The sequence below is a fragment of the Pseudomonas cimarronensis genome (assembly GCF_049331905.1).
In the GTDB taxonomy this organism is placed as follows: domain Bacteria; phylum Pseudomonadota; class Gammaproteobacteria; order Pseudomonadales; family Pseudomonadaceae; genus Aquipseudomonas.
Genome location: NZ_CP186283.1, coordinates 3,810,180 through 3,836,003, shown reverse-complemented (window position 1 = coordinate 3,836,003; position 25,824 = coordinate 3,810,180). Strand labels below are relative to the sequence as shown.

Below are 25,824 nucleotides of genomic sequence, written 5' to 3'. Positions count from 1 at the left end.
GCGACTGCAGGGCCAGCTATAGACCGGCAATTATACGCCCAAGTCACAAGGAGACTGCGATGCTGGAAAGCCAGGACTATCAGTGCCCTTATTGCGGCGAGCAGGTGGAGGCGCTGCTTGATCTGTCTGCGGGGGATCAGCAGTACATCGAGGATTGCCCGGTGTGCTGTCGGCCCATCGTGTTTTCGCTACAGACTGATGGCGAAGACTGGAGCCTGGACGTGCGTGGGGAGAATGACTGATGCAGCGAGTCTACGAGCCGCAGGACCTCATGGAAGGTGAGCTGTTGCTGGGAATGCTGGCCAGTGAGGGGATCGACGCCTATCTCACCGGGCAGCACCTGGCAGGTGCGGTGGGCGAGTTACCTGCCTGCGGTTTGCTCGGCGTGATGGTTGAGGACGCGCAGGCACACAGCGCACAACAGCTGATCGCCGCGTACAATGCCGCGCTGCCGCTACCTGGCGATGAGCCGGAGAATATCCAGGGTACGCTGCTCTGCTGAGGCGCTCACGGCGCTGAATTCACTGCCTTTTCGTTATTGCTATCGAGTTGCCCATGTGTGGACGCTTTGCCCTGTTTCGCTGGACGCCTGCCTTTGCGGCCACTCCCGGTTTTCCCACTGACCAGTTGCCACATTGGAGTATCTCGCCAAACAGCCAGGTGCTGTTGCTGCGCAATGTCGAGGGCGAACGTCAGTTGACGCGCGCGCGCTGGGGGCTGACGCCGCCCTGGCTGACGGACCTGACCAAGACCCCAGCCCAGGCCCGGGCGGAAACCCTGGCCGAGCAGCCGATGTTCCGCGAGGCATTTCGTCTGCGTCGTGGCCTGTTGCCAGCCAATGGTTTCTACGAGTGGCGCGGCGCGGCGCGCAAGCGGCCGTATTGGTTAAGCGGCGACGGCGTGCCGTTGCTGCACTTTGCTGCCTTGTGGGAAGCGTATCCGGTTGAAGGGCATGTCTACCTCAGTGTGGCAGTGGTGACTCAGGCGGCTGCCAGCCAGCGCCGGCCACTGATTCTCAGTGAAGAGGCGCAAGCCGCCTGGTTGGATTCGGAGGCTTCTCCGGCGCAGTTACACGCGTTGTTGAGCAGCCCGCAGCCACAGTTACGCGAGCGGGTGCTGGCCAACCTGGTCAACGATCCCAAGCTGGATGCGCCGGAGTGCCTGACGCCGGCCTGAATTGAATTGGGTGATGGCGGAAGGGCAGGCTGCCGCGCAGTCTGCCCTTCTTTTTGCCGCCTGGATCAGACCCTGAACTGGTTGATCAGGCGACGCTGTTGCTCGGCCAGCTTGGTCAGTTCGGCACTGGCCTGGCTGGCCTCATCAGCACCGCCGGCTACTTCATTGGCCACCTGGCCGATATTGGTGACGTTGCGGTTGATGTCTTCGGCCACCGCGCTCTGTTCTTCGGCGGCGCTGGCGATCTGCGTGTTCATATCGTTGATCACTGACACCGCCTGGGTGATCGATTCCAGCGCCTCGGCGGCCTGGCTGGCCTGCTGTACGCTGACCTCGGTCTTGCTCTGGCTGTCTTCCATCACCGTGACCACGTCGCGTGTGCCCTGTTGCAGCTGCTGGATCATGGTCTGGATTTCTTCGGTGGCTTGCTGGGTCTTCTGCGCCAGGTTGCGCACCTCATCGGCCACCACGGCAAAACCACGGCCCTGCTCGCCGGCGCGGGCGGCCTCGATGGCGGCGTTGAGCGCAAGCAGGTTGGTCTGTTCGGCAATCCCGCGTATGGCTACCAGGATGGCGTTGATGTTCTCGCTGTCCTTGGCCAGCGTCTGCACCACGGTCACGGCCCGGCCAATCTCCTGTGCCAGGGCAGTAATCGCCTCGGATGTATGTTGCACCGTCTGCTTGCCCTGATTGGCCGCGCGATCCGCATGGTTGGCAGCCTCGGCGGCATGAGTGGCGTTGCGCGCCACGTCCTGGGCGGTCGCAGTCATTTCATGCACGGCGGTGGCGACCAGTTCGATCTCTGCCAATTGTTTCTGTACGCCAGTATTGGTGCGGATGGCGATGTCCGCCGTGTGCTCGGAGGAGTCGCTGACCTTCTGCACCGAGCTGACCACCTGGGTAATCATGCTTTGCAACTTGCCAAGGAAGGTATTGAAACCCTTGGCGATATCGCCCAGCTCATCATTACGGTCAACCTCCAGGCGGCGGGTCAGATCACCTTCGCCCTGAGCGATGTCGTCAAGCATACTCACCATCTGCTTCAGTGGCTTGGCGATACCACGGCTGACCAGCCAGATCGTCAGCAGGCCAAGGGCGGCAATCAGCAGGCCGACCAGGGTCATATTCAGGGTGTCAGCTTGCCGCTGATTGCTGAGGTCACCATGCAATTGCTGCAACTCGGCCATTACGGTGTCGAGCGGTAAGACCAGCATCAGGGTCCAGCGTGCGTCGGTGTCACCTATGCCGAAGGAGAGGAACAGTTCGATATGGCTGTCGGCTGGATTAGCCTCGTGGTGGATGTCGTAGATGATCTGACCAGGTTGCAACTGCTTGAGGTTTTCCAGCTCGTTGGCATCCAGCAGCTCGGTAGCAGGGCTGCCCAGTTTGTCTGGCGCTTGGGTGGAGGCCACCAGGCGGCCGTGGCTTGAGATCAGCGCCATTTCACCCGCGCCGTCGTACAGCTGATTGTCCGCGTTGACCAGCAGGTCCTGGATAAAGTTGACGCCCAGATCGGCGCCAACCATGCCCTTGAAGGTGCCGTCGATAATTATTGGGCTGACGAACGACGCCAGCATCACCATTTTGCCGCCCATCTCATAAGGCGCCGGGTCGATCACGCAGGCCTTCTTCGCATCGCGTGGGCATAGGTAGTACTCGCCAGCGCGCACGCCTGTGGGTAGTGGTTTCTCGTTTTCCAGATCGGTCAGTAGCTCCTGGGCCAGGCTGCCGTCATCGTTGCGATACCACCAGGGGATAAAACGCCCCGTTTCATTAACTGCCGGATTGCCGATGCCGGCGTAGATGGCGTCGCTGTCATCCAAGCCGTTGACGGCCCAGCCGATGTAGGACCCAAGCAATTTAGGGTGTTGCACTAGGGTTTCGCGGGCCAGGTTGTTGAGCTCTTCGCGGCTCATGGAGAGCATTGCGCTGCCATCCTCAGCCTTCAGGCCAAGCAGACGGTTGGTGTTGGCCAGCTCGGCGGTGATCATCAGCGGGTATTCCAGCTCGGCCTGGATCTGCAACGTCTGTGTACGCGCCAGAGCACTCAAGCGTTGCTCAATGACCTGCTCGAGCAAGCCCTGGGTGCGAGCCTGGGTCAACTCCTGGGTACGTCCGCTGGCATACAGGGCGTAGAGAATCAGGGCTACGACGATAGCCAGAATGCTGGCCCCGGCGAGAGTGGCAATGGTGGTCTGGATTGAGCGAAATTTCATGGAAGCTCCACACAGGAAAGAGTTGCCGTGACTGCTTATCGGCCGCCGGGGAGAAAATCCTTAATCGCCTGTCTAACTAAAGATTGCTTACGGGCATTGAGCAAGCTGGTAGTTGTCCGTCGCTGCTCAGCCGCCTAGGATGTCGCAGTTTTCATAAGGAGCATTAACATGGCCAGATTGTTACCCCTCGCCGCGTTGAGCACGGCCCTGTTGCTGGCGGGATGCCAGGCCGTGAACACCACTAGCGGTGGCGCTGTAGGTGTTGAACGCAAGCAGTACATGTTCAGCATGCTCTCGACCCAAGAGGTCAATCAGATGTATGCGCAGTCCTATCAGCAGACGCTGAGCGAAGCATCGACCAAGGGTGTACTGGATAAAACCAGCAATAACGCCAAACGCCTGCGCACCATTGCCGACCGCCTGATCAAGCATGCTCCGTTGTTCCGCCCGGATGCGGCGCAGTGGCAATGGGAGGTCAACCTGATCAAGAGCCCTGAGCTGAACGCCAACTGCGGCCCAGGCGGCAAGATCATTTTCTACAGTGGGATTATCGAGAAGCTCAAGCTCACCGACGATGAAATCGCCGCGATCATGGGCCACGAAATGGCCCACGCCCTGCGCGAGCACAGCCGCGAGGCGATGTCCAAGGCCTATGGTGTCGAGTTGGCCAAGCAGGGTGCTGGTGCCTTGCTCGGTCTGGGCTCCGACAGTCTGGCGCTGGCCGATGCCGCCGTGCAGTACGGCATGATGCTGCCGAACAGTCGCGGCAATGAGAACGAGGCTGATCTGATTGGCCTGGAACTGGCGGCTCGTGGCGGCTACAACCCCAATGCCGCAGTCAGCCTGTGGCAGAAAATGGCCGCCGCCAGCGAAGGTGCCCCGCCTGAGTTTATGAGCACGCACCCCTCGTCGAGCAGTCGAATCGCTTCTTTGCAGGCAGCGATTCCCAAGGTGATGCCGCTGTATGAGCAGGCGCGCTAACACGCGGTAAACAAAAAGCCGCCTAATTAGGCGGCTTTTTGTGGTGCGCTATTTATTCAGGGCAATGCCTTGGCGGCAAAGGGCTGAGTGGCCAGGCCGAGTTGCGCGCGGAAACTCTCCATGTCGAACATGGTGCAGATTTCCTTGATCTCGTTGCTTGGTGTCAGCGTCCAGAACGCCATGGCGGAAATGCTCAGCACCTTGTCACTTGGCGGATAGCCCAGAGCCGGCTTCTGGATGGTGCCGATCAGGGTGCTCCAAGTCACCACTTTATCGCCCTCGGCGATGCATTCCTCGACCACTACTTGCAAGTCAGGCATGGCATGGCGGATGTCCTGCACCATCTGGGCAAAAGCGGCGCTGGACAGTGGTCGGCCGATAAATGAGCTTTTGTAGAGAAAGTCCGGGCTGTGCATGTGCTCGGCGAGCGCGGTGCGGCCCTTGTTCCACGACAGTTCGATATGGTGGCGAACCAGTTTTTTCCGATCATCCAGTGACATGCATGTCTCCCTGACGGCTGGGTGGGCAGGATGTTGCGCACTTTACAGCCGTCCGGAGGCCGGAGTATTGGCCGAAACGCCAGTGCCCCGGCGTCAAACCGATGTCAAATAAGGCCGCTGAATTTCAGCGCTTGATACCCCGCGTACACCGCCAATGCTGCAAAGGCGCACGCGGCCAGGCGGCGAATCAAGGTCAGTGGCAAACGTTCGGCGGCAAAGTTGCCCGCCAGTACCACGGGTACGTTGGCGATCAGCATGCCCAGCGTGGTGCCGATGACCACCAGAATGAAATGCGGGTACTGCGCGGCGAGCATCACCGTGGCCACTTGGGTTTTATCGCCCATTTCCGCCAGGAAGAAGGCAATCAGCGTGGTTAGGAATGGGCCATAGCGCTTGAAGCTGGAGCTTTCGTCGTCATCCAGTTTGTCGGGAATCAGGGTCCACAGCGCTACGGCGACAAAGCTGGCGGCAAGGATCCAGCTCAAGGTGGCAGGGGAGAAGAAGCTGGCAACCCAGTTGCCGATCGCCCCGGCGGCAAAGTGGTTGGCCAGGGTCGCGACGACGATGCCCCAGATGATCGGCCAGGGTTTGCGAAAACGCGCCGCGAGCAGCAAGGCCAGCAGTTGGGTCTTGTCGCCAATTTCGGCGAGGGCAACGATAAAGGTTGGGACAAACAGGGATTCAAGCATCAGGCTTTCCTAAAGGGGCGGGTCGACACGGCTATGACACGTACAGCCTTCCCGCCCCGGGTAAGGTGTGCGTGTCATAGGTCTTGTCAAACCGCAGGCCCCTCTGAGTGGGCCTTGGGTCGCACGCGCCATGCTCTGCGGAGCAAGTATGTTGACGTGTGCCGGGCGAGCTGGCGCTCGCGGGAGACTACTCCCCTAGGACGCGCGCATTCTGCCCGCGCATCCGTAATAGGGCAAGCCCCGTTTAGCTTTTGCGGGCGCGGTAGATGCGGAAACCCTTTGCGTCGGCCAGGGGCTGGCAGGGGCCGAGGTGCTGTTCGATCAGCGGTGGGTACTTGAGAAAACTGTTGGCAACCAGGCGCAATTCGCCTTTGCTGGCCAGGTGCTGGCTGGCCTGGCGTAGCAGGTGCTCGGTGGCCTGGTAATGGGTGTGCACGCCCTGGTGAAAGGGCGGGTTGCTGAGGATTGCACTCAATCCCGTGGGCGCGGCATCGATACCGTCACCATTGATGACATCGGCTTCAAGACCATTGGCGGCCAGGGTCAGGCGGCTACTTTCGACGGCAAAGGCGTCCACGTCCAGCAGAGTAATCCGGCTGTCCGGGTAGCGGCGCTTTAGTGCCGCGCCGAGTACGCCGGCGCCGCAGCCGAAATCCAGAATATGCCCGCTGGGTAAATCGTCGAGGTGTTCGAGGAGCAGGGCGCTGCCGACATCCAGGCGACCGTGGCTGAATACGCCGGGCAGGCTGAGCACGCTGAGTGGGCCGTCTGCCAGTTGCAGTTCGTAGCGTTGCGCCAGGCTGTGCAGATTCGGCGCGGCGGGTGCGTGCTCAACCCGTACCTGCCAGAGCTGACAGTGCCGGGCGCTGTCGAGCTTACGTGCCTGGCCGAAGCTCGCCAGCTGCTTGGCGGCGCGCTCGATACCGGCGCGTTTTTCACCGACCAGAAACAGCTCACGGCCATTCAGGCGTGCCGCCAGGCTATTGAGCAGGTATTCGGTCAGTTCGCGGGACTTCGGCAGAAACAGCACCGCTGCGTGGAAGTCGCGCTGGCCAGGCTGGGTGCCAAAATGGCAACGCGTGCTGAAGCGGGCGTCCAGCCATGCGTGTTCGCCGGCATGCCAGCTCCAGCCGTGGGCTTCAGGGAGTTGGGCAAGCAGGTCGTCCGCTGGCAAACCGGCAAGCAGCAGCGAGCCGTTGAATAGGTCAACCTGGCGCAACAGTACTTCGCTTCGCGGGTCCATAAGCGCTCCTTGAAAAAAGTCGCGTAGCTTAGCTCACCACGCGGATGGCTGCGCCATTGAAGAAGGCATGAGCATTTTCACTGAGCTGGCCGACGATGCGTTGCCGCGCTTCGCGGCTGCCCCAGGCGCTGTGCGGGGTAATGATCAGGCGCGGAATGTCGGCAGCAAGCAGGACGTTGCCGTCCTTCGGCGGCTCCTGGGTCAGTACATCGGTCGCCGCGCCGCCCAGGTGGCCGGCGCGCAGTGCGTCAGACAGAGCCTGCTCATTAATCAGGCCGCCGCGGGCGGTGTTGATCAGAAAGGCCGTGGGCTTCATCAGGTTGAGTTCGCGAGCGCCGATCATATTCAGGGTGTCGTTGTTCAGCGGGCAATGCAGGGTCAGTGCGTCGACCTGAGGCAGCAGTTCATCCAGTGGCAGGCGGTCGGCGTGCGCAGGGCGGCCAGGTAGCTGGCCAAGCAATACCCGCATGCCAAAGGCTTCGGCCAGTTTGGCCACTGCGCCACCCAGTTCACCATGGCCGAGCAGGCCTAGGGTTTTGCCGTGCAGTTCGATAATCGGATGGTCGAGCAGGCAGAACTGCTGTGCCTGTTGCCAGCGGCCGGTGCGAATGTCCTGCTGGTAATCGGGCAGCCGCGTGGCCAGGGCAAGAAGCAACATGAGTGTGTGTTGGGCCACTGATGGTGTGCCGTAACCTTGGCAGTTGCAGACGATCACGCCGTGAGCGCGGGCGGCGGCCAGGTCAATCGGATTGGTGCCTGTGGCGGCCACCAGCACCAGTTTCAGCTCCGGGCAGGCGGCGAATACCTCGGCATTCAGCGGGGCTTTGTTGCTGATCGCCACCTGCACGCCCTGCAGGCGTTCGATAGTTTGCGCCTGGGTGCTATGCGGGTACAGCTGCAGGTCGGCAAAGCAGCTGCTCAGGCTGGACAGGTCGAGGTCGCCCAGATCGAGGGAACTGTGGTCGAGAAAGACCGCGCGGTGACTGTTACTCATCAGCTGTATCTATCCTGCGGGTTTGAGCGGGGAGTAAGGTGGCGAGCCTAACAGAATCATTTCGACGTCGCGGAGCCACCCCATGTACTGGACCGAGTTTTTAGCTGTGGCCCTGATCCACTTGCTGGCTGTGGCCAGCCCGGGCCCGGACTTCGCAATTGTGGTACGTGAGAGTGTGACCCATGGTCGGCGGGCCGGGGTTTTCAGTGCGATTGGAGTAGGCTGCGGCATCTTTATTCATGTGGCCTATTCGCTGCTGGGGATAGGTTTGATCGTCTCGCAGTCGATTGTGCTGTTCAATGCGCTGAAATGGCTGGCGGCAGGCTATCTGCTGTATATCGGTATTCGCGCATTGCGCGCCAAGCCGGCGGTGCCTGCTGATGCAGAGTTGAGCCTGGAGGCAGCAGGGCGTTCACCGCGCGCTGCGTTTGTCGCGGGCTTTGTAACCAACGGCTTGAACCCCAAGGCTACGCTGTTTTTCCTGTCGCTGTTTACCGTGGTGATCAACCCGCATACGCCGTTGCCGGTGCAAGCGGGCTACGGTGTCTACCTCGCGGTAGCCACGGCATTGTGGTTCTGTATGGTGGCCCAGCTGTTCAGTCACCAACGGGTGCGTGCCGGCTTTGCGCGGCTGGGCCACTGGTTTGATCGGCTGATGGGTGCGGTGCTGGTGGGCCTCGGGGTGAAACTGGCCTTCAGCGAGCTGCGCTAGGCCTGGTGCCTGTTACGAAAAAGCCCCGCATTTGCGGGGCTTTTTCGTTGAGTCGGCGGGCTTTTACTCGTCTTTGCCTTTGCTGCGCATAGCACGCTGCACTTCGCGGTCGGCGTCGCGCTCTTTCTCGGTATGGCGCTTGTCGAAATCCTTCTTGCCCTTGGCCAGGGCGATTTCGCATTTGATCAGGTGCGCCTTCCAGTACAACGACGTGGCCACGCAGGTGTAGCCTTTCTGCTGCACAGCCCCGAACAGTCTGTCCAGCTCACGTTTGTTCAGCAGCAGCTTGCGGGTGCGGGTTGGGTCCGCAATCACGTGGGTGCTGGCGGTTTTCAGGGGGGTGATGTGGCAGCCCATCAGCCAGGCTTCGCCGTCCTTGAGCAGCACGTAGCTGTCGACCAACTGAGCCTTGCCGGCGCGCAGACTCTTCACTTCCCAGCCGGCCAGGGCCAAGCCTGCCTCGAACCTGGATTCGACGAAGTAGTCGTGCATCGCCTTCTTGTTTTGCGCGATGGTGCCTTGCGGGTGTTTCTTTTGTTTAGCCATAGGGCGCGCATTATAGGGAGTCACTGGCGCGTGCGCTATGTGTGCGACGCGGCAAAAGCGCTTGCGCGCCACCTGGCGTCGGCTGCGCTTGAGCCGTCCTGGCGAATCCCCGACAATGCGCGATCTTTTTCAGTTGAGCGGACTAGCCGAGCATGGCGAACGACAAGGTCTCGATCCACGGTGCCTGGGCCAGCCGTTGGGTGTTTATTCTGGCGGCAACCGGTTCGGCAGTAGGCTTGGGCAATATCTGGAAGTTCCCCTATATGACCGGCATGTACGGCGGTGGGGCTTTCGTGATGATGTACCTGGTGTGCATCTTTATGGTCGGTTTGCCGATCATGCTCGCCGAGACCCTGATCGGTCGTCGTGGTCGGCAGAGCCCAGTGAATACCCTGAAAACCCTGGCCATTGAATCAGGGGCCTCGCCGAAGTGGTCCTGGGCTGCACTGATGGGCATGATCGCCGCGCTGTTGATCCTGTCCTTTTACAGCGTTGTGGCGGGTTGGTCGCTTGATTACATCCTCGGCATGGGGCGTGGCCAGTTCAGCGGAATCAGTGCCGATGGTGCTGGTGCGGCCTTTGGTGCGCTGACCGCTGACCCATGGCGGCTGACGTTGTGGCACACACTGTTTATGCTGTTGACCGGCTATGTCATCGCCCGTGGCGTGGTGGCTGGGCTTGAGCGCAGTCTGCGGATCATGATGCCGCTGCTGTTTGTGCTGCTGCTGGTGCTGCTGGGTTACAGCATGACCACTGGGCACTTTATGCAGGGGTTTCACTTCCTCTTCAATTTCCAGCCGGATCGTGTGCTTGATGGTGTGCTGGCCGCCATGGGGCATGCCTTCTTTACGTTGAGTGTCGGTGTCGGCGCGATCATGGTGTACGGCGCCTATATGCCGAAAAACGCCTCAATTGGCGGCACCATTCTCACCGTCGGTATTCTCGATACCCTGGTGGCGCTGACCGCCGGGCTGGCACTGTTCCCGATTGTCTTTGCGGGTGGGCTGGAACCAGGGGCTGGCCCAGGGCTGATGTTTGTCACCTTGCCAGTGGCTTTCGGCAACATCGCGTTCGGCCAGGTAATGGGCACCGTGTTCTTCGTGCTGGTGCTGATTGCCGCCTGGACCTCATCGATTTCCATGCTGGAGCCAGCAGTGGCCTACCTGGTTGAGCGCACCAAGCGCAGCCGGGTGCTGGTGACCAGTGTGCTGGCGTTCCTCTGCTGGACGGTCGGTATGGGTACGGTGCTGTCGTTCAACCTGGGGGCGGACGCGAAGTTCTTTGTTTTTGCTGAGGACGGTTTCCACCTGTTCCAGTGGGGCGCCGAAGGCGGGCGAAATTTCTTCGACACCATCGATTACCTGACCAGCCGTATTCTCTTGCCGCTCGGCGGTCTGGCTTTTGCCATCTTCGCCGGTTGGGTGCTCAAGCGTGAGGCCGTACGTGAAGAGTTGGCGCTGAAAAGCCCGCTGCTGTTCAGCGTGGTCTATTGGTTGATTCGTGTGGTCGCGCCAATTGGCGTGCTGATCGTGTTTATTGCAGAGCTGAGCAAATGATCGCCTGCCCCCTGTTTAATGACGTGGTTGCGTTATGAGTACTCATATTCAGCGTTCGGCACTGCTGCCTTATCCGGCCCAGGCTTTGTTTGATCTGGTCAATGATGTGGCCAGTTACCCGCAATTTTTGCCCTGGTGTTCGGCCAGTGAGGTGTTGGATGTCAGTGAAACTCACATGCGCGCCAGTCTGGCTGTGGCTAAGGGCGGCCTGAGTCAGCGCTTCGTCACCGCCAATACCCTGGTGCCGGGTGAGTCGATCAAGCTGAGCCTGGTCGAGGGGCCATTTACCCAGTTGTATGGCCAATGGGAGTTCAAGGCGCTGGGTGACAAAGCCTGCAAGATCAGCCTGGACCTGACGTTCGATTACGCCGGGCCGCTGGTGCGGGCGACCCTCGGGCCGTTGTTCAATCAGGCGACCAATACCCTTGTGGATGCCTTCTGCCAACGAGCCAAGCAACTCTATGGATAAGCCAAATATTGTGGTTGAGGTGGTTTATGCCCTGGCCGACAAGCAGAAACTGCTGCGTCTGAGCCTGCCGCATGGCACCACGGTGCGTCAGGCTGCTCTTCAGTCCGGTATGCAGGCGCATTTTCCCGGGCTGGACCTGCAGAGCAGTCCGCTCGGGATTTTCGGCAAAGCCGTCAGCAAGCCTGATGAGCGGATACTGGAAGACGGTGAGCGGGTGGAAATCTACCGGCCGCTGATCGCGGATCCGAAAGAAGTGCGCAAGCAGCGCGCGGCCAAGGCGGCGCAGGCCAGGGCTGAAGATGGCGGAAACTGAGTGCTGAACAGGGTGCTCTAAGACAAAAAAGCCCGGACAAGTCCGGGCTTTTCTATGAGCGGATATTACTGCGGTGTGCTTTCCAGAGGCTCAGGAACTGGCACTGGAACGACTTGCACCTCATCCACTTCGCGTTGAATCTGCTCAAGCAGCGAGCCAGGTGCCGGTTTTTCTTCAGCGGCTGGCTGTTGGGTGGTTTGCGGGGTGGTGACGCCACTGTCTTCGCCGAGAATAGCCTGGTCGCGGCTGACACCTGGCATAAAGTCACCGGACAGACCGACCAGTTGGTCGTCAGCATTGAAGTTGACGCTGACGCGCTCCTGCAGGCGTTGACCGCCGCCGGGCTGGATGCTGTAGAGGTAGTCCCAGCGATTGGCGTGGAAGGTGTCAGTCAGCAGCGGGTTGCCCATGATAAACCGCACTTGTTTGCGGGTCATTCCTGGCCGCAACTGGTCTATCATGTCCTGCGTCACGACATTGCCCTGTTGAATGTCGATTTTATAAACCCCGGGGAATGAACAACCGGCGAGTGCGAGTAGCCCCGTAAGGGTGAGGCTGGTCAGCAGGAGCTTGGTTTTTTGCATCGGAGGGTGACTTCCACTATCTTGGCTGGGCAACATAAACCCGGATCATACCCGCAATAAGGGAAGCTGCGAAGCCGCTTCCGCGAGAAAGCAGACCATGGTTGAAAATAGCGAACTACGCAAGGCTGGCCTGAAAGTGACCCTGCCACGGGTCAAGATTCTGCAAATGCTCGACTCGGCCGGTCAGCGCCATATGAGTGCAGAAGACGTTTACAAATCCCTGATGGAAGCGGGCGACGATGTTGGCCTGGCCACTGTCTACCGTGTACTGACTCAGTTCGAAGCCGCAGGTCTGGTGGTGCGCCATAACTTTGATGGTGGCCATGCGGTATTTGAACTGGCTGACAGCGGGCATCACGACCATATGGTGTGTGTCGACTCGGGTGAGGTGATCGAGTTCTTTGATCCCGAGATCGAGAGGCGTCAGAAGGAAATCGTCAAAGAGCACGGTTTCGAGCTGGTCGATCACAATCTTGTGTTGTACGTGCGCAAGAAAAGCTGATTGCGACTGCTATGAAAAAGGCGACCCTCGGGTCGCCTTTTTGCGTTTTAGCGGGTTGATCAGGCTTGGGCGCTGCCGACCATCTGTCGGGCGTGGGCCAGCGATTCTTCGGTGAGGTCGACGCCGCCAAGCATGCGGGCGATTTCCTCGACGCGCTGTGCCGGGCTCAGTTTGCTCACTGCAGTACGGGTGGCATCGCTGTCACGCACCTTGTGCACGAACAGGTGCTGATGGCCTTGTGCGGCCACCTGCGGCAAGTGGGTAACCGTCAGTACCTGGCCCCGCTCGCCGAGCCGGCGCAACAGTTGCCCGACCACTTCGGCGGTGGGGCCGCCGATACCGACGTCGACTTCATCGAACACCAGAGTTGGTACCCGCGAGGTTTGTGCGGTGATTACCTGGATCGCCAGGCTGATGCGCGACAGTTCGCCACCCGAGGCGACTTTGGCCAGAGCCTTCAACGGTTGGCCAGGGTTGGCGCTGACCAGAAATTCCAGCTGCTCCAGGCCGTTGGGGTGCGGCTCACTGCTAGTGTTGGTCGTTAGCTTGATGGTGAAGCGCCCGCCGGGCATGCCCAGGGTCTGCATTTCCTGTTCGACTGCGCTGGCCAGCTGACTGGCAGCGCTGGCGCGCAGCGTACTCAGTTCGGCGGCTTTTTCCTGGTAGTGCCGTTCAAAGGCTGCCAATTCCTCGCTCAGGCGTTCGGCGGCCTGGTCATCGGCATTCAGGCTTTCCAGCTCTTCGAACAGTTGCTGCTGCATGGCACCCAGTTCACTGGGCTGAATGCGGTGCTTGCGCGCCAGGGTGTAGATCGCGTCCAGGCGTTCTTCCATCTGTTGCAGGCGTTCCGGGTCAGCCTCGAAATGGTCGAGGAAGCGATTGAGCTCACCAACCGCTTCTTCGATCTGGATCTGTGCGCTGGCCAGCAGGTTGCTGGCTTCGCTCAGTGCGCCTGGCTGCCCCTTGAATGCGCCGAGACGATTCAGGCTGCTGGTCAGGGCGGATAGCACGTTGCCCGCGTCATTCTCGCTGCATTGTTCGATCACCAGGCGGCAGGCGCTGAGCAGGCTTTCGGCATTGGTGAGGTTTTTGTGTTCCTGCTCCAACTGCTCAAGTTCGTCTTCGCCCAAGGCCAGGTTGTCGAGCTCTTCCAGCTGATAGCTGAGCAGTTGGTGACGGGCGCGCTGTTCGTCGCCGATGTTGGAGACGCGCTCCAGTTCGTTGCGCGTCTGCTTCCAGCGTTGTGCGGCGAGTTGCACCTGGCGCGCCAGCTCCTGGCTGCCGGCGTACTCGTCGAGCAGGCGACGGTGGGTGTCGGCCTTGAGCAGCGACTGGTGTTCATGCTGACTGTGGATATCGATCAGCAGTTCGCCCAGGGCTTTGAGGTCGCCTTGTGGGCAGGGTGCGCCATTGATATAGCCGCGCGAGCGGCCTTCGGCGGTGATTACCCGGCGCAGGATGCAGGGGCCGTCATTGTCCAGATCGCGCTCGGCCAACCAGGCGCGGGCTTCGGGGATATCGGTCAGGTCAAAGCTGGCGAGGATGTCGGCCTTGTCCGCACCGGGGCGCACCACACCACTGTCCGCGCGATCACCCAGGGTCAGGCCAAGGGCGTCGAGCATGATCGATTTACCCGCACCGGTCTCACCGCTGATCACGCTCATGCCGGTGTCCAGCTCTAGATCAAGGTGTTCAACGATGGCGTAGTTGTGTACGGACAGGTGCACCAGCATGGAGAGGGCCTCCCAAGTTCATGTCTGGTTATTTATACAGTGTTTTTTTGTGGACTGACAATCCGTACGCGGTCCTTGAAACCACATTTTTTGGCCCCATATAGCGGTCAGACACGTGAGTTGAGGCTCGCGTCGAATTTCAAGAGGAGAGACGCATGGCTGACGAACAGACCCTGGATACGCAGAACCCCGACGTACAAACAGCTGCCGACGCGGCTGCGGGCGATGACCTGGTTGCCCGCGTGCAAGCGCTGGAAGAGCAACTGGCCACTGCGCAGGATCAGTCGCTGCGCATGGCTGCCGATCTGCAGAACGTGCGCCGTCGCGCCGAGCAGGATGTCGAGAAGGCGCACAAGTTCGCTCTGGAAAAATTCGCCAACGACCTGCTGCCGGTGGTGGACAGCCTGGAGCGTGGTCTTGAGCTGTCGAATCCGGACGATGAGGCGATCAAGGCGGTGCGTGAAGGCATGGAGCTGACGCTCAAGCTGTTCCACGACACCCTCAAGCGTTTCCAGCTGGAGGCGATTGATCCGCACGGTGCACCGTTCAACCCTGAGCATCACCAGGCCATGGCGCTGCAGGAAAGCACCCATGTCGAGCCTAACAGTGTGCTCAAGGTGTTCCAGAAGGGTTACATGCTCAATGGTCGTCTGCTGCGCCCCGCCATGGTGGTGGTCAGCAAGGCGCCGGCCGAAGCGCCACCATCGATTGATGAGCAGGCTTGAAATTCGTCAGGCAGCCCCCATTAAACAGTCAAGCGTTTTAGTGCTACCGCCGCTGGCCAGTTACAGCGGCGGAATTATCAAAGTTTCGGGAGAGTGAATATGGGCAAAATTATTGGTATCGACCTGGGGACCACCAACTCCTGCGTCTCTATTCTGGAAAACGGCAGCGTCAAGGTTATCGAGAACGCCGAAGGCGCACGCACCACGCCATCGATCATCGCTTACGCCAATGATGGCGAAATCCTGGTAGGTCAGTCGGCCAAGCGTCAGGCTGTGACCAACCCGCACAACACCCTGTACGCGGTAAAGCGTCTGATCGGCCGTCGTTTTGAAGAGGATGTCGTGCAGAAAGACATCCAGATGGTGCCATACAAGATCGCCAAAGCCGACAACGGTGACGCCTGGGTGGAAGTCAACGGCCAGAAAATGGCACCGCCGCAAATCAGCGCCGAAGTGCTGAAGAAAATGAAGAAGACCGCCGAAGATTACCTCGGTGAGGCAGTGACCGAAGCCGTGATCACTGTTCCCGCCTACTTCAACGACAGCCAGCGTCAGGCCACCAAGGACGCCGGTCGTATTGCCGGTCTGGACGTCAAACGCATCATCAACGAGCCGACCGCGGCCGCGCTGGCCTACGGTATGGACAAGGCCAAGGGCGACCACACCGTGATTGTCTATGACCTGGGTGGCGGTACCTTCGACGTGTCGGTGATCGAAATCGCTGAAGTCGATGGCGAGCATCAGTTCGAAGTGTTGGCCACCAACGGTGACACCTTCCTCGGTGGTGAAGACTTTGACATTCGTCTGATCGACTACCTCGTTGACGAGTTCAAGAAAGAAAGCGGCATGAACCTCAAGGGTGACCCGCTGGCCATGCAGCGCCTGAAAGAAGCTGCTGAGAAGGCCAAGATCGAGCTGTCTTCCAGCCAGTCGACCGACGTCAACCTGCCGTACATCACTGCAGACGCGAGCGGGCCGAAGCACCTCAATGTGAAGATTTCCCGCGCCAAGCTGGAAGCCCTGGTTGAGGATCTGGTGCAGCGCACCATCGAGCCTTGCCGCATCGCACTGAAAGATGCCGGCATTGATGTGGGTTCGATCAATGACGTGATTCTGGTCGGTGGTCAGACCCGTATGCCGCTGGTGCAGAAAACCGTGGCTGACTTCTTCGGCAAAGAAGCACGCAAGGACGTCAACCCGGACGAAGCCGTAGCCATGGGCGCCGCCATTCAGGGCGCGGTACTGGCCGGTGACGTCAAGGACGTGCTGCTGCTGGACGTCAGCCCGCTGACTCTGGGTATCGAAACCATGGGCGGCGTGATGACGGCGCTGATCGAGAAGAACACCACCATCCCGACCAAGAAGTCGCAGGTGTTCTCCACTGCTGACGACAACCAGGGTGCGGTGACCATTCACGTGCTGCAGGGCGAGCGTAAGCAGGCCAGCGGTAACAAGTCGCTGGGCAAGTTTGACCTGGCTGATATTCCGCCGGCGCCGCGCGGTGTGCCGCAGATCGAAGTGACCTTCGACATTGACGCCAACGGCATCCTGCACGTCAGTGCGAAGGACAAGGCCACCGGCAAGTCGCAGTCCATCGTGATCAAGGCCAACTCCGGTCTGTCCGAGGAAGAGATCCAGCAAATGGTGCGTGACGCCGAGGCCAATGCCGAGGAAGACCGCAAGTTTGAGGAGCTGGCCGGTGCGCGTAACCAGGGTGACCAGCTGGTGCATGCCACCCGCAAGATGATCACCGAAGCGGGCGACAAGGCCACGGCTGATGAGAAAGCAGCCATCGAAACCGCACTGAGCGCGCTGGAAGTGGCGATCAAGGGTGATGACAAGGCCGAGATCGAAGCCAAGATGACTGCGCTGTCCGAAGTGACTGCACCGCTGGCGCAAAAAATGTACGCCGAGCAGCCGCAGCCGGGTGCCCAGGCGGCCGGTGGTGAGCAAGCCAAGGACGCAGCGGACGACGTAGTCGACGCTGAGTTCGAAGAGGTCAAAGACAACAAGTAAGCGCAAGCTTATGCCGCTCTGGCCGGGTGTGGCGCAAGTCACGCCCGGCATGATCCGCCGCGCGGGAGCTTGCTCCCGCGTTGGCGTGTCTGGAGTAGACGATTTGAAGGTGTTGAAGACTTATGGCTAAACGTGACTATTACGAGGTGCTCGGTGTCGAGCGCGGTGCCAGTGAAGCGGAGCTGAAAAAGGCTTACCGCCGTCTGGCCATGAAGTATCACCCGGACCGCAATCCCGACGATAAAGCCTCGGAAGAGAAGTTCAAGGAAGCCAACGAGGCTTACGAAGTGCTCTCCGATGCCGCCAAGCGTTCGGCCTATGACCAGTATGGTCATGCCGGTGTCGATCCGCAGATGGGTGGCGGGGGCGGTGGTGCGGGCTTCGGTGGGGCGAACTTCTCCGATATTTTTGGCGATGTGTTCAGTGATTTCTTCGGCGGTGGCGGTGGTCGTGGTGGCCAGCGCGGCGGTGCGCAGCGCGGCAGTGACCTGCGTTACACCCTGGAGCTGGATCTGGAAGAGGCGGTGCGCGGCACCACGGTAACCATTCGTGTGCCGACCCTGGTCAATTGCAAGACCTGCGATGGTTCGGGGGCGAAGAAGGGCACCAGTCCGGTAACCTGTACCACCTGTGGCGGTATCGGCCAGGTGCGCATGCAGCAGGGCTTCTTCTCGGTACAGCAGACCTGTCCACGTTGCCACGGCAGCGGCAAGATGATCACTGATCCGTGCGGCTCTTGCCACGGCCATGGCCGGGTGGAAGAGCACAAGACCCTGTCGGTTAAAGTGCCGGCTGGCGTGGATACCGGTGATCGTATTCGCCTGTCCGGCGAAGGCGAGGCGGGTGCCATGGGTGGCCCGGCGGGCGACCTCTACGTGGTGGTGAATGTGCGCGAGCACGCGATCTTCCAGCGTGACGGCAAGCACCTGTATTGCGAAGTGCCGATCAGCTTTGCCGATGCAGCCCTGGGTGGCGAGCTGGAAGTGCCGACCCTGGATGGCCGGGTCAAGCTGAAAATTCCGGAAGGCACGCAGACCGGCAAGATGTTCCGCCTGCGCGGCAAGGGCGTTGCTCCGGTGCGTGGTGGTGGTGCCGGTGATCTGATGTGCAAGGTGGCGGTAGAAACCCCGGTCAACCTGGATCGTCGTCAGCGCGAACTGCTGGATGAATTCCGCAAGACCCTGGAAGGCGACAGCTCGCATTCGCCGAAAGCCAATGGCTGGTTCGAAGGCGTTAAGCGCTTCTTTGGCGACCTGTAAATCCCGCTGACAGGCTGCGCGCTCGCTAAACGGCGGCTGCAGTCTGTGGCGACAGCTTGGAGCTGATAGCTATGCAACGTATTGCTGTGATGGGCGCCGCCGGGCGCATGGGCAAGACCCTGATCGAGGCCGTGCAGCTGGCCGATGGCGCAAGTCTGAGCGCGGCGATCGATCGAGCTGACAGCAGTCTGGTCGGCGCGGATGTCGGTGAGCTGGTGGCGCAGGGCAAGATCGGCGTCAACCTGGCCGGCGATCTGAATGCGGTGCTCGATCAGTTCGATGTGCTGATCGATTTCACTCACCCATCGGTCACCCTGAAGAACCTGGAAATCTGCCGTCAGGCCGGTAAATCCATGGTGATCGGTACCACCGGTTTTTCCCCGGAAGAAAAGCAGTTGTTGGCTGAGGCCGGTAAGCAGATTCCGGTCGTGTTTGCTGCCAACTTCAGTGTCGGCGTCAACCTGTGCCTGAAGTTGCTCGACACTGCGGCACGGGTGCTGGGCGATGACGTGGATATTGAAGTCATCGAAGCCCACCATCGCCACAAGGTCGATGCGCCGTCTGGCACCGCCTTGCGTATGGGGGAGGTGGTGGCCAATGCCCTGGGGCGCGATCTGCAGAAAGTCGCGGTCTACGGTCGCGAAGGCCAGACCGGTGCGCGTGAGCGTGAAACCATTGGCTTTGCCACGGTGCGTGCTGGCGATGTGGTCGGCGATCACACCGTACTGTTCGCCGCCGATGGCGAGCGTGTGGAAATCACCCACAAAGCCTCGAGCCGTATGACCTTCGCCAAGGGGGCCGTGCGTGCAGCTCTGTGGCTGCAGGATCGCCAGCCGGGGCTGTACGACATGCAGGATGTTCTCGGTCTGAACTGAGGCATGCTGTCGCAGGGCGCAGTTAACTGTGTCTTGCCTGCAACTGGCGGTGGACCGAAAAGGGACTTTCCTGTAAGCTTTCTGCTTTAGTGTGTCCACTAAAGTTGCGCAGAATGAATCAGATAAAGAAGCGGGGTGACGGTCGATACGTCATCCCGCTTTTTTACAATCTGCGTTTGCTTCACGTTTTGATTTTCGGAGGTTTTCTTGAGTAAGCCAGCCCTTAAACCTGCCATTTTGGCTCTTGCTGATGGCAGCATTTTTCGCGGCGAGGCCATCGGTGCCGATGGCCAGACTATTGGAGAGGTGGTTTTTAACACCGCCATGACCGGCTATCAGGAAATCCTTACCGATCCTTCCTATGCCCAGCAGATCGTTACCCTGACCTACCCGCATATCGGCAACACCGGCACCACGCCGGAAGATGCCGAATCCAACCGCGTGTGGGCTGCCGGCCTGATCATCCGTGACCTGCCGCTGATCTCCAGCAACTGGCGCAACAAGCAGCCACTGGACGAGTACCTCAAGGAAAACGGCACCGTTGCCATCGCCGGTATCGATACCCGCCGCCTGACCCGCATCCTGCGTGAAAAGGGCTCGCAGAACGGCTGCATCCTGGTAGGCGATGACGCTACCGAGGAAAAAGCCCTGGAGCTGGCGCGCAGCTTCCCTGGCCTGAAAGGCATGGACCTGGCCAAGGTGGTCAGCTGCACCGAGCGTTACGAGTGGCGCTCCAGTGTGTGGAATCTGAAAGACGACAGCCACCCGCAAATCCCGGCCAGCGAACTCAAGTACCACGTGGTCGCTTACGACTACGGGGTCAAAACCAACATCCTGCGTATGCTGGTCGAGCGCGGTTGCCGCCTGACTGTGGTGCCGGCGCAGACTCCGGCTGCCGAAGTGTTGGCGCTGAACCCGGACGGTGTGTTCCTCTCCAACGGCCCTGGCGATCCCGAGCCGTGCGACTACGCCATCGCCGCGATCAAGGAAATTCTCAATACCGAGATTCCGGTGTTCGGTATCTGCCTCGGTCACCAGCTGCTGGCCCTGGCCTCCGGCGCCAAGACCGTGAAAATGGGCACTGGTCACCACGGTGCCAACCACCCGGTACAGGACCTAGATAGCGGTGTGGTGATGATCACCAGCCAGAACCACGGTTTTGCCGTGGACGAGCCGAGCCTGCCGGCCAACCTGCGCGCCACCCACAAGTCGCTGTTCGACGGCACCCTGCAGGGTATCGAGCGCACCGACAAGGACGCCTTCAGCTTCCAGGGTCACCCTGAAGCCAGTCCTGGCCCGCACGACGTAGCCCCCTTGTTTGACCGTTTTATCGAAGCCATGGCCAAGCGCCGTTAAACCCGCCGACTGACCCAAGGATTCGAGAGAGAGAACATGCCAAAGCGTACAGACATTAAAAGTATCCTGATCCTCGGTGCTGGCCCGATCGTTATCGGCCAGGCCTGCGAGTTCGACTATTCCGGTGCTCAGGCGTGTAAAGCGCTGAAAGAAGAGGGCTACCGCGTCATTCTGGTGAACTCCAACCCGGCCACCATCATGACCGACCCGGCCATGGCCGACGCCACCTACATCGAGCCGATCAAGTGGGCCACCGTGGCCAAGATCATCGAGAAGGAGCGTCCGGACGCCCTGCTGCCAACCATGGGTGGCCAGACCGCGCTGAACTGCGCCCTGGACCTGGAAAAGCACGGCATCCTGGAGAAATTCGGCGTCGAGATGATCGGTGCCAACGCCGACACTATCGACAAGGCTGAAGACCGTTCACGCTTCGACAAAGCGATGAAAGACATCGGCCTGGCCTGCCCGGTTTCCGGCATCGCGCACAACATGGAAGAAGCCTACGGCGTACTGGAGAAGGTGGGCTTCCCCTGCATCATCCGTCCGTCCTTCACCATGGGTGGCACCGGCGGCGGTATCGCCTATAACCGCGAAGAGTTCGAAGAAATCTGCGCCCGCGGCCTGGATCTGTCGCCGACCAGCGAACTGCTGATCGACGAATCGCTGATCGGCTGGAAGGAATACGAGATGGAGGTGGTCCGCGACAAGAAGGACAACTGCATCATCGTCTGCGCCATCGAAAACTTCGACCCGATGGGTGTGCACACCGGTGACTCGATCACCGTGGCCCCGGCGCAAACTCTGACCGACAAGGAATACCAGATCCTGCGTAACGCATCGCTTGCGGTGCTGCGCGAGATCGGCGTGGAAACCGGCGGCTCCAACGTGCAGTTCGGTATCTGCCCGAATACCGGACGCATGGTGGTGATCGAGATGAATCCGCGCGTGTCGCGTTCCTCGGCCCTGGCTTCCAAGGCCACCGGTTTCCCGATCGCCAAGATCGCCGCCAAGCTGGCCGTGGGTTACACCCTCGACGAGCTGCAGAACGACATCACCGGCGGACGCACCCCGGCTTCGTTCGAGCCGGCCATCGACTACGTCGTCACCAAGATCCCGCGTTTCGCCTTCGAGAAATTCCCCAAGGCCGACGCCCGCCTGACCACCCAGATGAAGTCCGTGGGTGAAGTCATGGCCATCGGTCGTACCTTCCAAGAGTCCCTGCAGAAAGCCCTGCGTGGTCTGGAAGTCGGTGTGTCCGGTCTCGATCCGAAGCTCGACCTGAACGATCCGGAAGCGGAAAGCACCCTGCGCCGCGAACTGACCGTGCCTAGTGCTGATCGCATCTGGTATGTGGCGGATGCCTTCCGTGCCGGTAAAACCGTCGAGGAAGTCTTCCAACTGACCAATATCGACGAATGGTTCCTGGTACAGATTGAAGACCTGATCAAGGACGAGGAGCGGGTCAAGACCCTCGGCCTGTCCAGCATCGACCGCGATGCCATGTACAAGCTCAAGCGCAAAGGCTTCTCCGATGCCCGTCTGGCCAAACTGCTGGGTGTGACCGAGAAGAACCTGCGCAGCCACCGTCACAAGCTGAAAGTGCTGCCGGTGTACAAGCGCGTCGACACCTGCGCTGCCGAGTTCGCTACCGACACCGCCTATATGTATTCGACCTACGAGGAAGAGTGCGAGGCCAATCCGTCGACCCGCGACAAGATCATGATCCTCGGCGGTGGCCCGAACCGTATCGGTCAAGGCATCGAGTTCGACTACTGCTGCGTACACGCCGCGCTGGCCATGCGTGAAGACGGCTACGAGACCATCATGGTCAACTGCAACCCGGAAACCGTCTCCACCGACTACGACACTTCTGATCGTCTGTACTTCGAGCCAGTGACCCTGGAAGACGTGCTGGAAATCGTCCGCGTCGAGCAGCCGAAAGGCGTAATCGTGCAGTACGGCGGCCAGACTCCGTTGAAGATCTGCCGCGCCCTGGAAGAAGCCGGCGTGCCAATCATCGGTACTTCGCCCGACGCCATCGACCGCGCCGAAGACCGTGAGCGCTTCCAGCAGATGGTTCAGCGCCTCGGCCTGCGTCAGCCGGCCAACGCCACCGCGCGCAGTGAAGACGAAGCCCTGGCGCATTCCAAAACCATCGGTTATCCGCTGGTGGTGCGTCCGTCCTATGTGCTGGGCGGCCGTGCCATGGAGATCGTCTATCAGGAAGACGAACTCAAACGTTACATGCGCGAAGCGGTAAAAGTGTCCAACGACAGCCCGGTGCTGCTCGACCACTTCCTCAACTGCGCCATTGAAGTGGACGTGGATGCGGTGTGCGACGGTGAAACCGTGGTGATCGGTGCGATCATGCAGCATATCGAACAAGCCGGTGTGCACTCCGGTGACTCGGCGTGCTCGCTGCCGCCGTACTCACTGCCGATGCATATCCAGGACGAGATCCGTGATCAGGTCAAGAAAATGGCCCTGGAGCTCGGTGTGGTCGGCCTGATGAACGTGCAGATGGCCGTGCAAGGCGAGGACATCTTCGTCATCGAAGTGAACCCGCGCGCCTCGCGTACCGTGCCATTCGTCTCCAAGTGTGTCGGCGTCTCGCTGGCCAAGGTGGCTGCCCGCGTCATGGCTGGCAAGTCGCTGGCCGATGCCGGCTACACCCAGGAAATTATTCCACCGTACTTCAGCGTCAAGGAAGCGGTATTCCCGTTCGCCAAGTTCCCTGGCGTCGACCCGATCCTCGGCCCAGAGATGAAGTCCACCGGTGAAGTGATGGGCGTTGGCGATACCTTTGGTGAAGCCTTCGCCAAGGCTCAGCTGGGTGCTAGCGAGATTCTGCCGAACGCCGGTGTAGCCTTTATCAGTGTGCGTGACGACGACAAGCCGCTGGTGGCGGACGTGGCTCGTGACCTGATCGGTCTGGGCTTCGAAGTGGTCGCCACCGCCGGTACTGCCAAGCTGATCGAGGCAGCGGGCTTGCCGGTGCGTCGCGTCAACAAGGTGACCGAGGGCCGTCCGCACGTGGTCGACATGATCAAGAATGACGAAGTCACCCTGATCATCAACACCACCGAAGGTCGTCAGTCCATCGCTGACTCCTACTCCATCCGTCGTAACGCTCTGCAGCACAAGATCTACTGCACCACCACCATCGCGGCGGGACAGGCGATCTGCGAGGCGCTGAAATTCGGTCCCGAGAAGACCGTGCGCCGGCTGCAGGATCTGCATGCAGGAATCAAGGCATGACCAAGTACCCCATGACCGTCCAGGGCGCGCGCGCCCTGGAAGAAGAGTTGGCGCACCTGACCAAGGTGGTGCGTCCCAAACTCAGTCAGGACATCGGCACCGCGCGCGAGCTGGGTGACCTCAAGGAAAACGCCGAGTATCACGCCGCGCGCGAGCAGCAGGGTATGGTTGAGGCGCGTATCCGTGACATCGAAGGTCGTCTGCAGAATGCGGTGATCATCGACGTCACCACCATCGAGCACACCGGCAAGGTGATTTTCGGCACTACCGTAGAAATCGCCAACTGCGAGACCGATGAAAGCGTGGTTTACCAGATCGTCGGTGAAGACGAAGCGGACATCAAACAGCGCAAGATTTCTGTCGGTTCACCCATCGCCCGCGCCCTGATCGGCAAGAATGAGGGTGATGTGGTAGTAGTGCAGACGCCGAGTGGCGCGCTGGAGTATGAGATTGTCGAGGTTCGCCATCTCTAAGCCCGGTGCGCGCGATGCCGGCGCAATCAGCTGGCTGCTGCTCCAGACGCTCTGGGTCGGTGGCCTGTGGTTGCTGCACTTTTTGCTGTTGCCCGCGATCAGCAAAATGGGCCTGGCGTCTTTGCTGGTCGAGGAAATCGGTAATACCCTGCGCCCTTTACTGGTGGGCTTGAGTGCCATTTGCGTGGCGGTGCAGGTGCTGGTTTTGCTGCGTGCTGAACGGTTAAGCAGTCTGTGGCGGGATATGCGTGGGCAGTTGCTGCTGGTTGTGGCCTCGATGGCAGGTAGTTATTTTGCGGTGCGCCAACTGTTTCCAGAGGCTGAACTGTGGTTGATGTTCAGCTATCTGGTGATGGCGTTCTGCGGTTTGCTGCTGGTGCTGCAGCCGGTGCCGGATCGTTTGCGCCGCAAGCTCTAGCCGGTAGAGGTATGGCAAGACGCTGCGTGCCTTGCCATACAGGTGTATCAGCCCTGGTGGCGATGCACGTTGGACAGGTTCTTGTTCACCTTGGGGTTCTTGCGGTAGATCAGCGCCATCTTGCCGATTACCTGCACGGTCTCGGCATTGCCGGCTTTGCACAGCTCGCTGATAGCGGCCAGGCGATCTTCACGTTCGATGATGCGTAATTGCACTTTAATAAGTTCATGATCGCTCAGTGCGCGCTCCAGTTCAGCCAGCACACCTTCGGTCAAACCATTGTCCGCCACGATCAATACAGGCTTCAGGTGGTGGCCGATAGATTTGAATTGTTTCTTCTGCTCTTGAGTGAGCGGCATAATCTGATTCCTGCATTTAATCTGGTAAAAAACGGCGATTAGTTTACCCGAGCGCCTTCGGGGCCGCCCAGATATTCATGCGTTGCACAGTTCGAGGTATTGCGTGGCCCGTTCCAAGACCAGTCAAGGTTGGCTGAAAGAGCATTTCAACGACCCCTACGTGAAAATGGCGCAGAAGGACGGCTATCGTTCGCGCGCCAGCTACAAGCTGCTGGAAATCCAGGAAAAGGACCGCATCCTCAGGCCTGGCATTACTGTAGTCGATCTGGGTGCAGCGCCTGGCGGTTGGTCGCAGGTCACCAGTCGGGTGATCGGTGACAAAGGGCGGCTGATCGCGTCAGATATTCTGGAGATGGACAGCATCCCGGATGTCACCTTCATTCAGGGCGACTTTACGGATGATGGGGTGTTCGCACAGATTCTCGATGCCATCGGGGATAATCAGGTAGACCTTGTGATTTCAGATATGGCCCCCAATATGAGTGGTGTAAGGGAAGCAGATCAGCCGCGCGCCATGTACCTGTGTGAGCTGGCTCTGGATCTGTCGGCGCGAGTCTTGCGGCCGGGTGGTGATTTTCTGATCAAGATCTTCCAGGGCGAAGGCTTCGATCAGTACCACAAGCAGACGCGTCAGATGTTCGACAAGGTGCAGATGCGCAAGCCGCTCTCTTCGCGTGATCGCTCGCGTGAACAGTATCTGCTGGCGCGTGGTTTCCGCGGCGCCTGATGGCTGCTGCTAAGGCGGCGAATTGTTCCGGGGCTTTGCGGTCCTAGAACAAATAAAGGGTTACAGACGGCGTCTGCCAGGGGTGGGCGTTGTGTAGTAAGTTAGATCGGTACATAACTGGTCGTCATGCGAAGTGCGCTTCGG

26 protein-coding genes and 2 pseudogenes are annotated in these 25,824 nt (G+C 60.0%); 18 read left to right on the top strand and 10 right to left on the bottom strand.

The features are described from left to right. The first annotated feature begins 59 nt into the window (after positions 1 to 59). The 3 genes from ACOCLD_RS17920 to ACOCLD_RS17910 are packed head-to-tail and all read left to right on the top strand — an operon-like array spanning position 60 to position 1,176. Positions 60 to 242 (top strand): CPXCG motif-containing cysteine-rich protein, encoded by a 183-nt coding sequence (locus ACOCLD_RS17920; RefSeq protein ID WP_090375916.1) that lies wholly within the window; start codon positions 60 to 62, stop codon positions 240 to 242. Continuing rightward, positions 242 to 502, top strand: coding sequence for a putative signal transducing protein (locus ACOCLD_RS17915; protein ID WP_422910127.1), 261 nt, complete (start codon positions 242 to 244; stop codon positions 500 to 502). The genes ACOCLD_RS17920 and ACOCLD_RS17915 overlap by 1 nt, the downstream gene beginning before the upstream one ends. A 53-nt stretch (positions 503 to 555) precedes the next feature. Further along, a complete protein-coding gene (locus ACOCLD_RS17910; protein WP_422910126.1) occupies positions 556 to 1,176 on the top strand; it encodes an SOS response-associated peptidase in 621 nt (206 codons plus the stop codon). 65 nt (positions 1,177 to 1,241) lie between these two features. Here ACOCLD_RS17910 and ACOCLD_RS17905 read toward each other — a convergent pair whose 3' ends face one another. Both ACOCLD_RS17905 and ACOCLD_RS17900 read right to left on the bottom strand, forming a co-directional pair. Beyond that, positions 1,242 to 2,084: a methyl-accepting chemotaxis protein gene (locus tag ACOCLD_RS17905; protein WP_374528437.1), complete on the bottom strand. Its 843-nt coding sequence runs from the start codon at positions 2,082 to 2,084 to the stop codon at positions 1,242 to 1,244. A gap of 15 nt (positions 2,085 to 2,099) precedes the next feature. Continuing rightward, positions 2,100 to 2,300, bottom strand: a pseudogene (locus ACOCLD_RS17900) (HAMP domain-containing protein); the annotation flags it as partial. 1,260 nt (positions 2,301 to 3,560) lie between these two features. On the opposite strand from ACOCLD_RS17900, the gene ACOCLD_RS17895 reads away from it, so the two are divergent. Further along, positions 3,561 to 4,373 (top strand): M48 family metallopeptidase, encoded by an 813-nt coding sequence (locus tag ACOCLD_RS17895; protein WP_392540579.1) that lies wholly within the window; start codon positions 3,561 to 3,563, stop codon positions 4,371 to 4,373. 56 nt (positions 4,374 to 4,429) lie between these two features. Here the strand turns inward: ACOCLD_RS17895 and ACOCLD_RS17890 are convergent, their stop codons facing one another. From ACOCLD_RS17890 to ACOCLD_RS17875, 4 genes are all read right to left on the bottom strand, one after another. Beyond that, entirely contained in the window at positions 4,430 to 4,873 is a 444-nt protein-coding gene (locus ACOCLD_RS17890) for an ester cyclase (RefSeq protein WP_422910125.1), read from the bottom strand. 104 nt (positions 4,874 to 4,977) lie between these two features. Further along, positions 4,978 to 5,562 carry a TMEM165/GDT1 family protein gene (locus ACOCLD_RS17885; RefSeq protein ID WP_392540578.1) on the bottom strand — a complete coding sequence of 195 codons (585 nt, stop codon included), beginning with the start codon at positions 5,560 to 5,562 and terminating at the stop codon, positions 4,978 to 4,980. 244 nt (positions 5,563 to 5,806) lie between these two features. Next, a complete protein-coding gene (locus tag ACOCLD_RS17880) occupies positions 5,807 to 6,805 on the bottom strand; it encodes a methyltransferase (RefSeq protein WP_422910124.1) in 999 nt (332 codons plus the stop codon). A 28-nt stretch (positions 6,806 to 6,833) separates the two neighbouring features. After that, entirely contained in the window at positions 6,834 to 7,799 is a 966-nt protein-coding gene (locus tag ACOCLD_RS17875) for a 2-hydroxyacid dehydrogenase (protein ID WP_422910123.1), read from the bottom strand. An 82-nt stretch (positions 7,800 to 7,881) separates the two neighbouring features. Here ACOCLD_RS17875 and ACOCLD_RS17870 point away from each other — a divergent pair, with 82 nt between their 5' ends. Further along, positions 7,882 to 8,511 carry a LysE family transporter gene (locus ACOCLD_RS17870; protein ID WP_422910122.1) on the top strand — a complete coding sequence of 210 codons (630 nt, stop codon included), beginning with the start codon at positions 7,882 to 7,884 and terminating at the stop codon, positions 8,509 to 8,511. Between the two features lie 63 nt (positions 8,512 to 8,574). Here the strand turns inward: ACOCLD_RS17870 and smpB are convergent, their stop codons facing one another. Beyond that, positions 8,575 to 9,057, bottom strand: coding sequence for an SsrA-binding protein SmpB (gene smpB, locus ACOCLD_RS17865; protein ID WP_257777544.1), 483 nt, complete (start codon positions 9,055 to 9,057; stop codon positions 8,575 to 8,577). Between the two features lie 152 nt (positions 9,058 to 9,209). Between smpB and ACOCLD_RS17860 the strand changes: the two genes are divergently transcribed. From ACOCLD_RS17860 to ACOCLD_RS17850, 3 genes are read left to right on the top strand one after another with little or no spacing between them, the layout of a single operon-like run. Further along, positions 9,210 to 10,613, top strand: coding sequence for a sodium-dependent transporter (locus ACOCLD_RS17860; RefSeq protein WP_422910121.1), 1,404 nt, complete (start codon positions 9,210 to 9,212; stop codon positions 10,611 to 10,613). Positions 10,614 to 10,647: 34 nt separating this feature from the next. Continuing rightward, positions 10,648 to 11,082: a type II toxin-antitoxin system RatA family toxin gene (locus ACOCLD_RS17855; RefSeq protein ID WP_257777542.1), complete on the top strand. Its 435-nt coding sequence runs from the start codon at positions 10,648 to 10,650 to the stop codon at positions 11,080 to 11,082. Beyond that, the gene (locus ACOCLD_RS17850) at positions 11,075 to 11,395 is read left to right on the top strand and encodes an RnfH family protein (RefSeq protein ID WP_392540573.1); all 321 of its coding nucleotides are present in this window, start codon (positions 11,075 to 11,077) and stop codon (positions 11,393 to 11,395) included. Before ACOCLD_RS17855 ends, ACOCLD_RS17850 begins: the two co-directional genes overlap by 8 nt. Positions 11,396 to 11,460: 65 nt before the next feature. Here ACOCLD_RS17850 and ACOCLD_RS17845 read toward each other — a convergent pair whose 3' ends face one another. Further along, complete coding sequence (locus ACOCLD_RS17845; RefSeq protein WP_257777540.1) at positions 11,461 to 11,979, bottom strand: outer membrane protein assembly factor BamE; 519 nt, start codon at positions 11,977 to 11,979, stop codon at positions 11,461 to 11,463. A gap of 97 nt (positions 11,980 to 12,076) precedes the next feature. On the opposite strand from ACOCLD_RS17845, the gene fur reads away from it, so the two are divergent. Continuing rightward, entirely contained in the window at positions 12,077 to 12,481 is a 405-nt protein-coding gene (fur, locus tag ACOCLD_RS17840) for a ferric iron uptake transcriptional regulator (protein WP_233686430.1), read from the top strand. A 59-nt stretch (positions 12,482 to 12,540) separates the two neighbouring features. Here the strand turns inward: fur and recN are convergent, their stop codons facing one another. Further along, positions 12,541 to 14,214 carry a DNA repair protein RecN gene (gene recN / locus ACOCLD_RS17835; RefSeq protein ID WP_422910120.1) on the bottom strand — a complete coding sequence of 558 codons (1,674 nt, stop codon included), beginning with the start codon at positions 14,212 to 14,214 and terminating at the stop codon, positions 12,541 to 12,543. 152 nt (positions 14,215 to 14,366) lie between these two features. Here recN and grpE point away from each other — a divergent pair. The 8 genes and pseudogenes from grpE to ACOCLD_RS17795 all read left to right on the top strand — a co-directional run. Beyond that, positions 14,367 to 14,939: pseudogene (gene grpE, locus ACOCLD_RS17830) on the top strand (nucleotide exchange factor GrpE); the annotation flags it as partial. Positions 14,940 to 15,038: 99 nt separating this feature from the next. After that, positions 15,039 to 16,955 (top strand): molecular chaperone DnaK, encoded by a 1,917-nt coding sequence (dnaK, locus tag ACOCLD_RS17825; protein ID WP_257777537.1) that lies wholly within the window; start codon positions 15,039 to 15,041, stop codon positions 16,953 to 16,955. Between the two features lie 122 nt (positions 16,956 to 17,077). Beyond that, positions 17,078 to 18,214 carry a molecular chaperone DnaJ gene (gene dnaJ, locus ACOCLD_RS17820; RefSeq protein ID WP_257777536.1) on the top strand — a complete coding sequence of 379 codons (1,137 nt, stop codon included), beginning with the start codon at positions 17,078 to 17,080 and terminating at the stop codon, positions 18,212 to 18,214. A gap of 71 nt (positions 18,215 to 18,285) precedes the next feature. After that, positions 18,286 to 19,089, top strand: coding sequence for a 4-hydroxy-tetrahydrodipicolinate reductase (gene dapB, locus ACOCLD_RS17815; RefSeq protein WP_422910119.1), 804 nt, complete (start codon positions 18,286 to 18,288; stop codon positions 19,087 to 19,089). Positions 19,090 to 19,296: 207 nt separating this feature from the next. After that, the gene (carA, locus tag ACOCLD_RS17810) at positions 19,297 to 20,445 is read left to right on the top strand and encodes a glutamine-hydrolyzing carbamoyl-phosphate synthase small subunit (RefSeq protein WP_422910118.1); all 1,149 of its coding nucleotides are present in this window, start codon (positions 19,297 to 19,299) and stop codon (positions 20,443 to 20,445) included. A gap of 36 nt (positions 20,446 to 20,481) precedes the next feature. Next, positions 20,482 to 23,703, top strand: a complete 3,222-nt coding sequence (carB, locus tag ACOCLD_RS17805; RefSeq protein ID WP_422910117.1) for a carbamoyl-phosphate synthase large subunit — start codon at positions 20,482 to 20,484, stop codon at positions 23,701 to 23,703. After that, complete coding sequence (greA, locus tag ACOCLD_RS17800; protein ID WP_108490542.1) at positions 23,700 to 24,176, top strand: transcription elongation factor GreA; 477 nt, start codon at positions 23,700 to 23,702, stop codon at positions 24,174 to 24,176. The genes carB and greA overlap by 4 nt, the downstream gene beginning before the upstream one ends. Continuing rightward, positions 24,148 to 24,594, top strand: coding sequence for a DUF4149 domain-containing protein (locus ACOCLD_RS17795; protein WP_422910116.1), 447 nt, complete (start codon positions 24,148 to 24,150; stop codon positions 24,592 to 24,594). The genes greA and ACOCLD_RS17795 overlap by 29 nt, the downstream gene beginning before the upstream one ends. Positions 24,595 to 24,641: 47 nt before the next feature. On the opposite strand, the gene yhbY is transcribed toward ACOCLD_RS17795, so the two are convergent. Continuing rightward, on the bottom strand, positions 24,642 to 24,953 hold the full coding sequence (yhbY, locus tag ACOCLD_RS17790) for a ribosome assembly RNA-binding protein YhbY (RefSeq protein WP_108489543.1): 312 nt from the start codon (positions 24,951 to 24,953) through the stop codon (positions 24,642 to 24,644). Between the two features lie 103 nt (positions 24,954 to 25,056). Here yhbY and rlmE point away from each other — a divergent pair, with 103 nt between their 5' ends. Further along, a complete protein-coding gene (rlmE, locus tag ACOCLD_RS17785) occupies positions 25,057 to 25,680 on the top strand; it encodes a 23S rRNA (uridine(2552)-2'-O)-methyltransferase RlmE (protein WP_233686441.1) in 624 nt (207 codons plus the stop codon). The last annotated feature ends 144 nt before the right edge of the window (positions 25,681 to 25,824 follow it).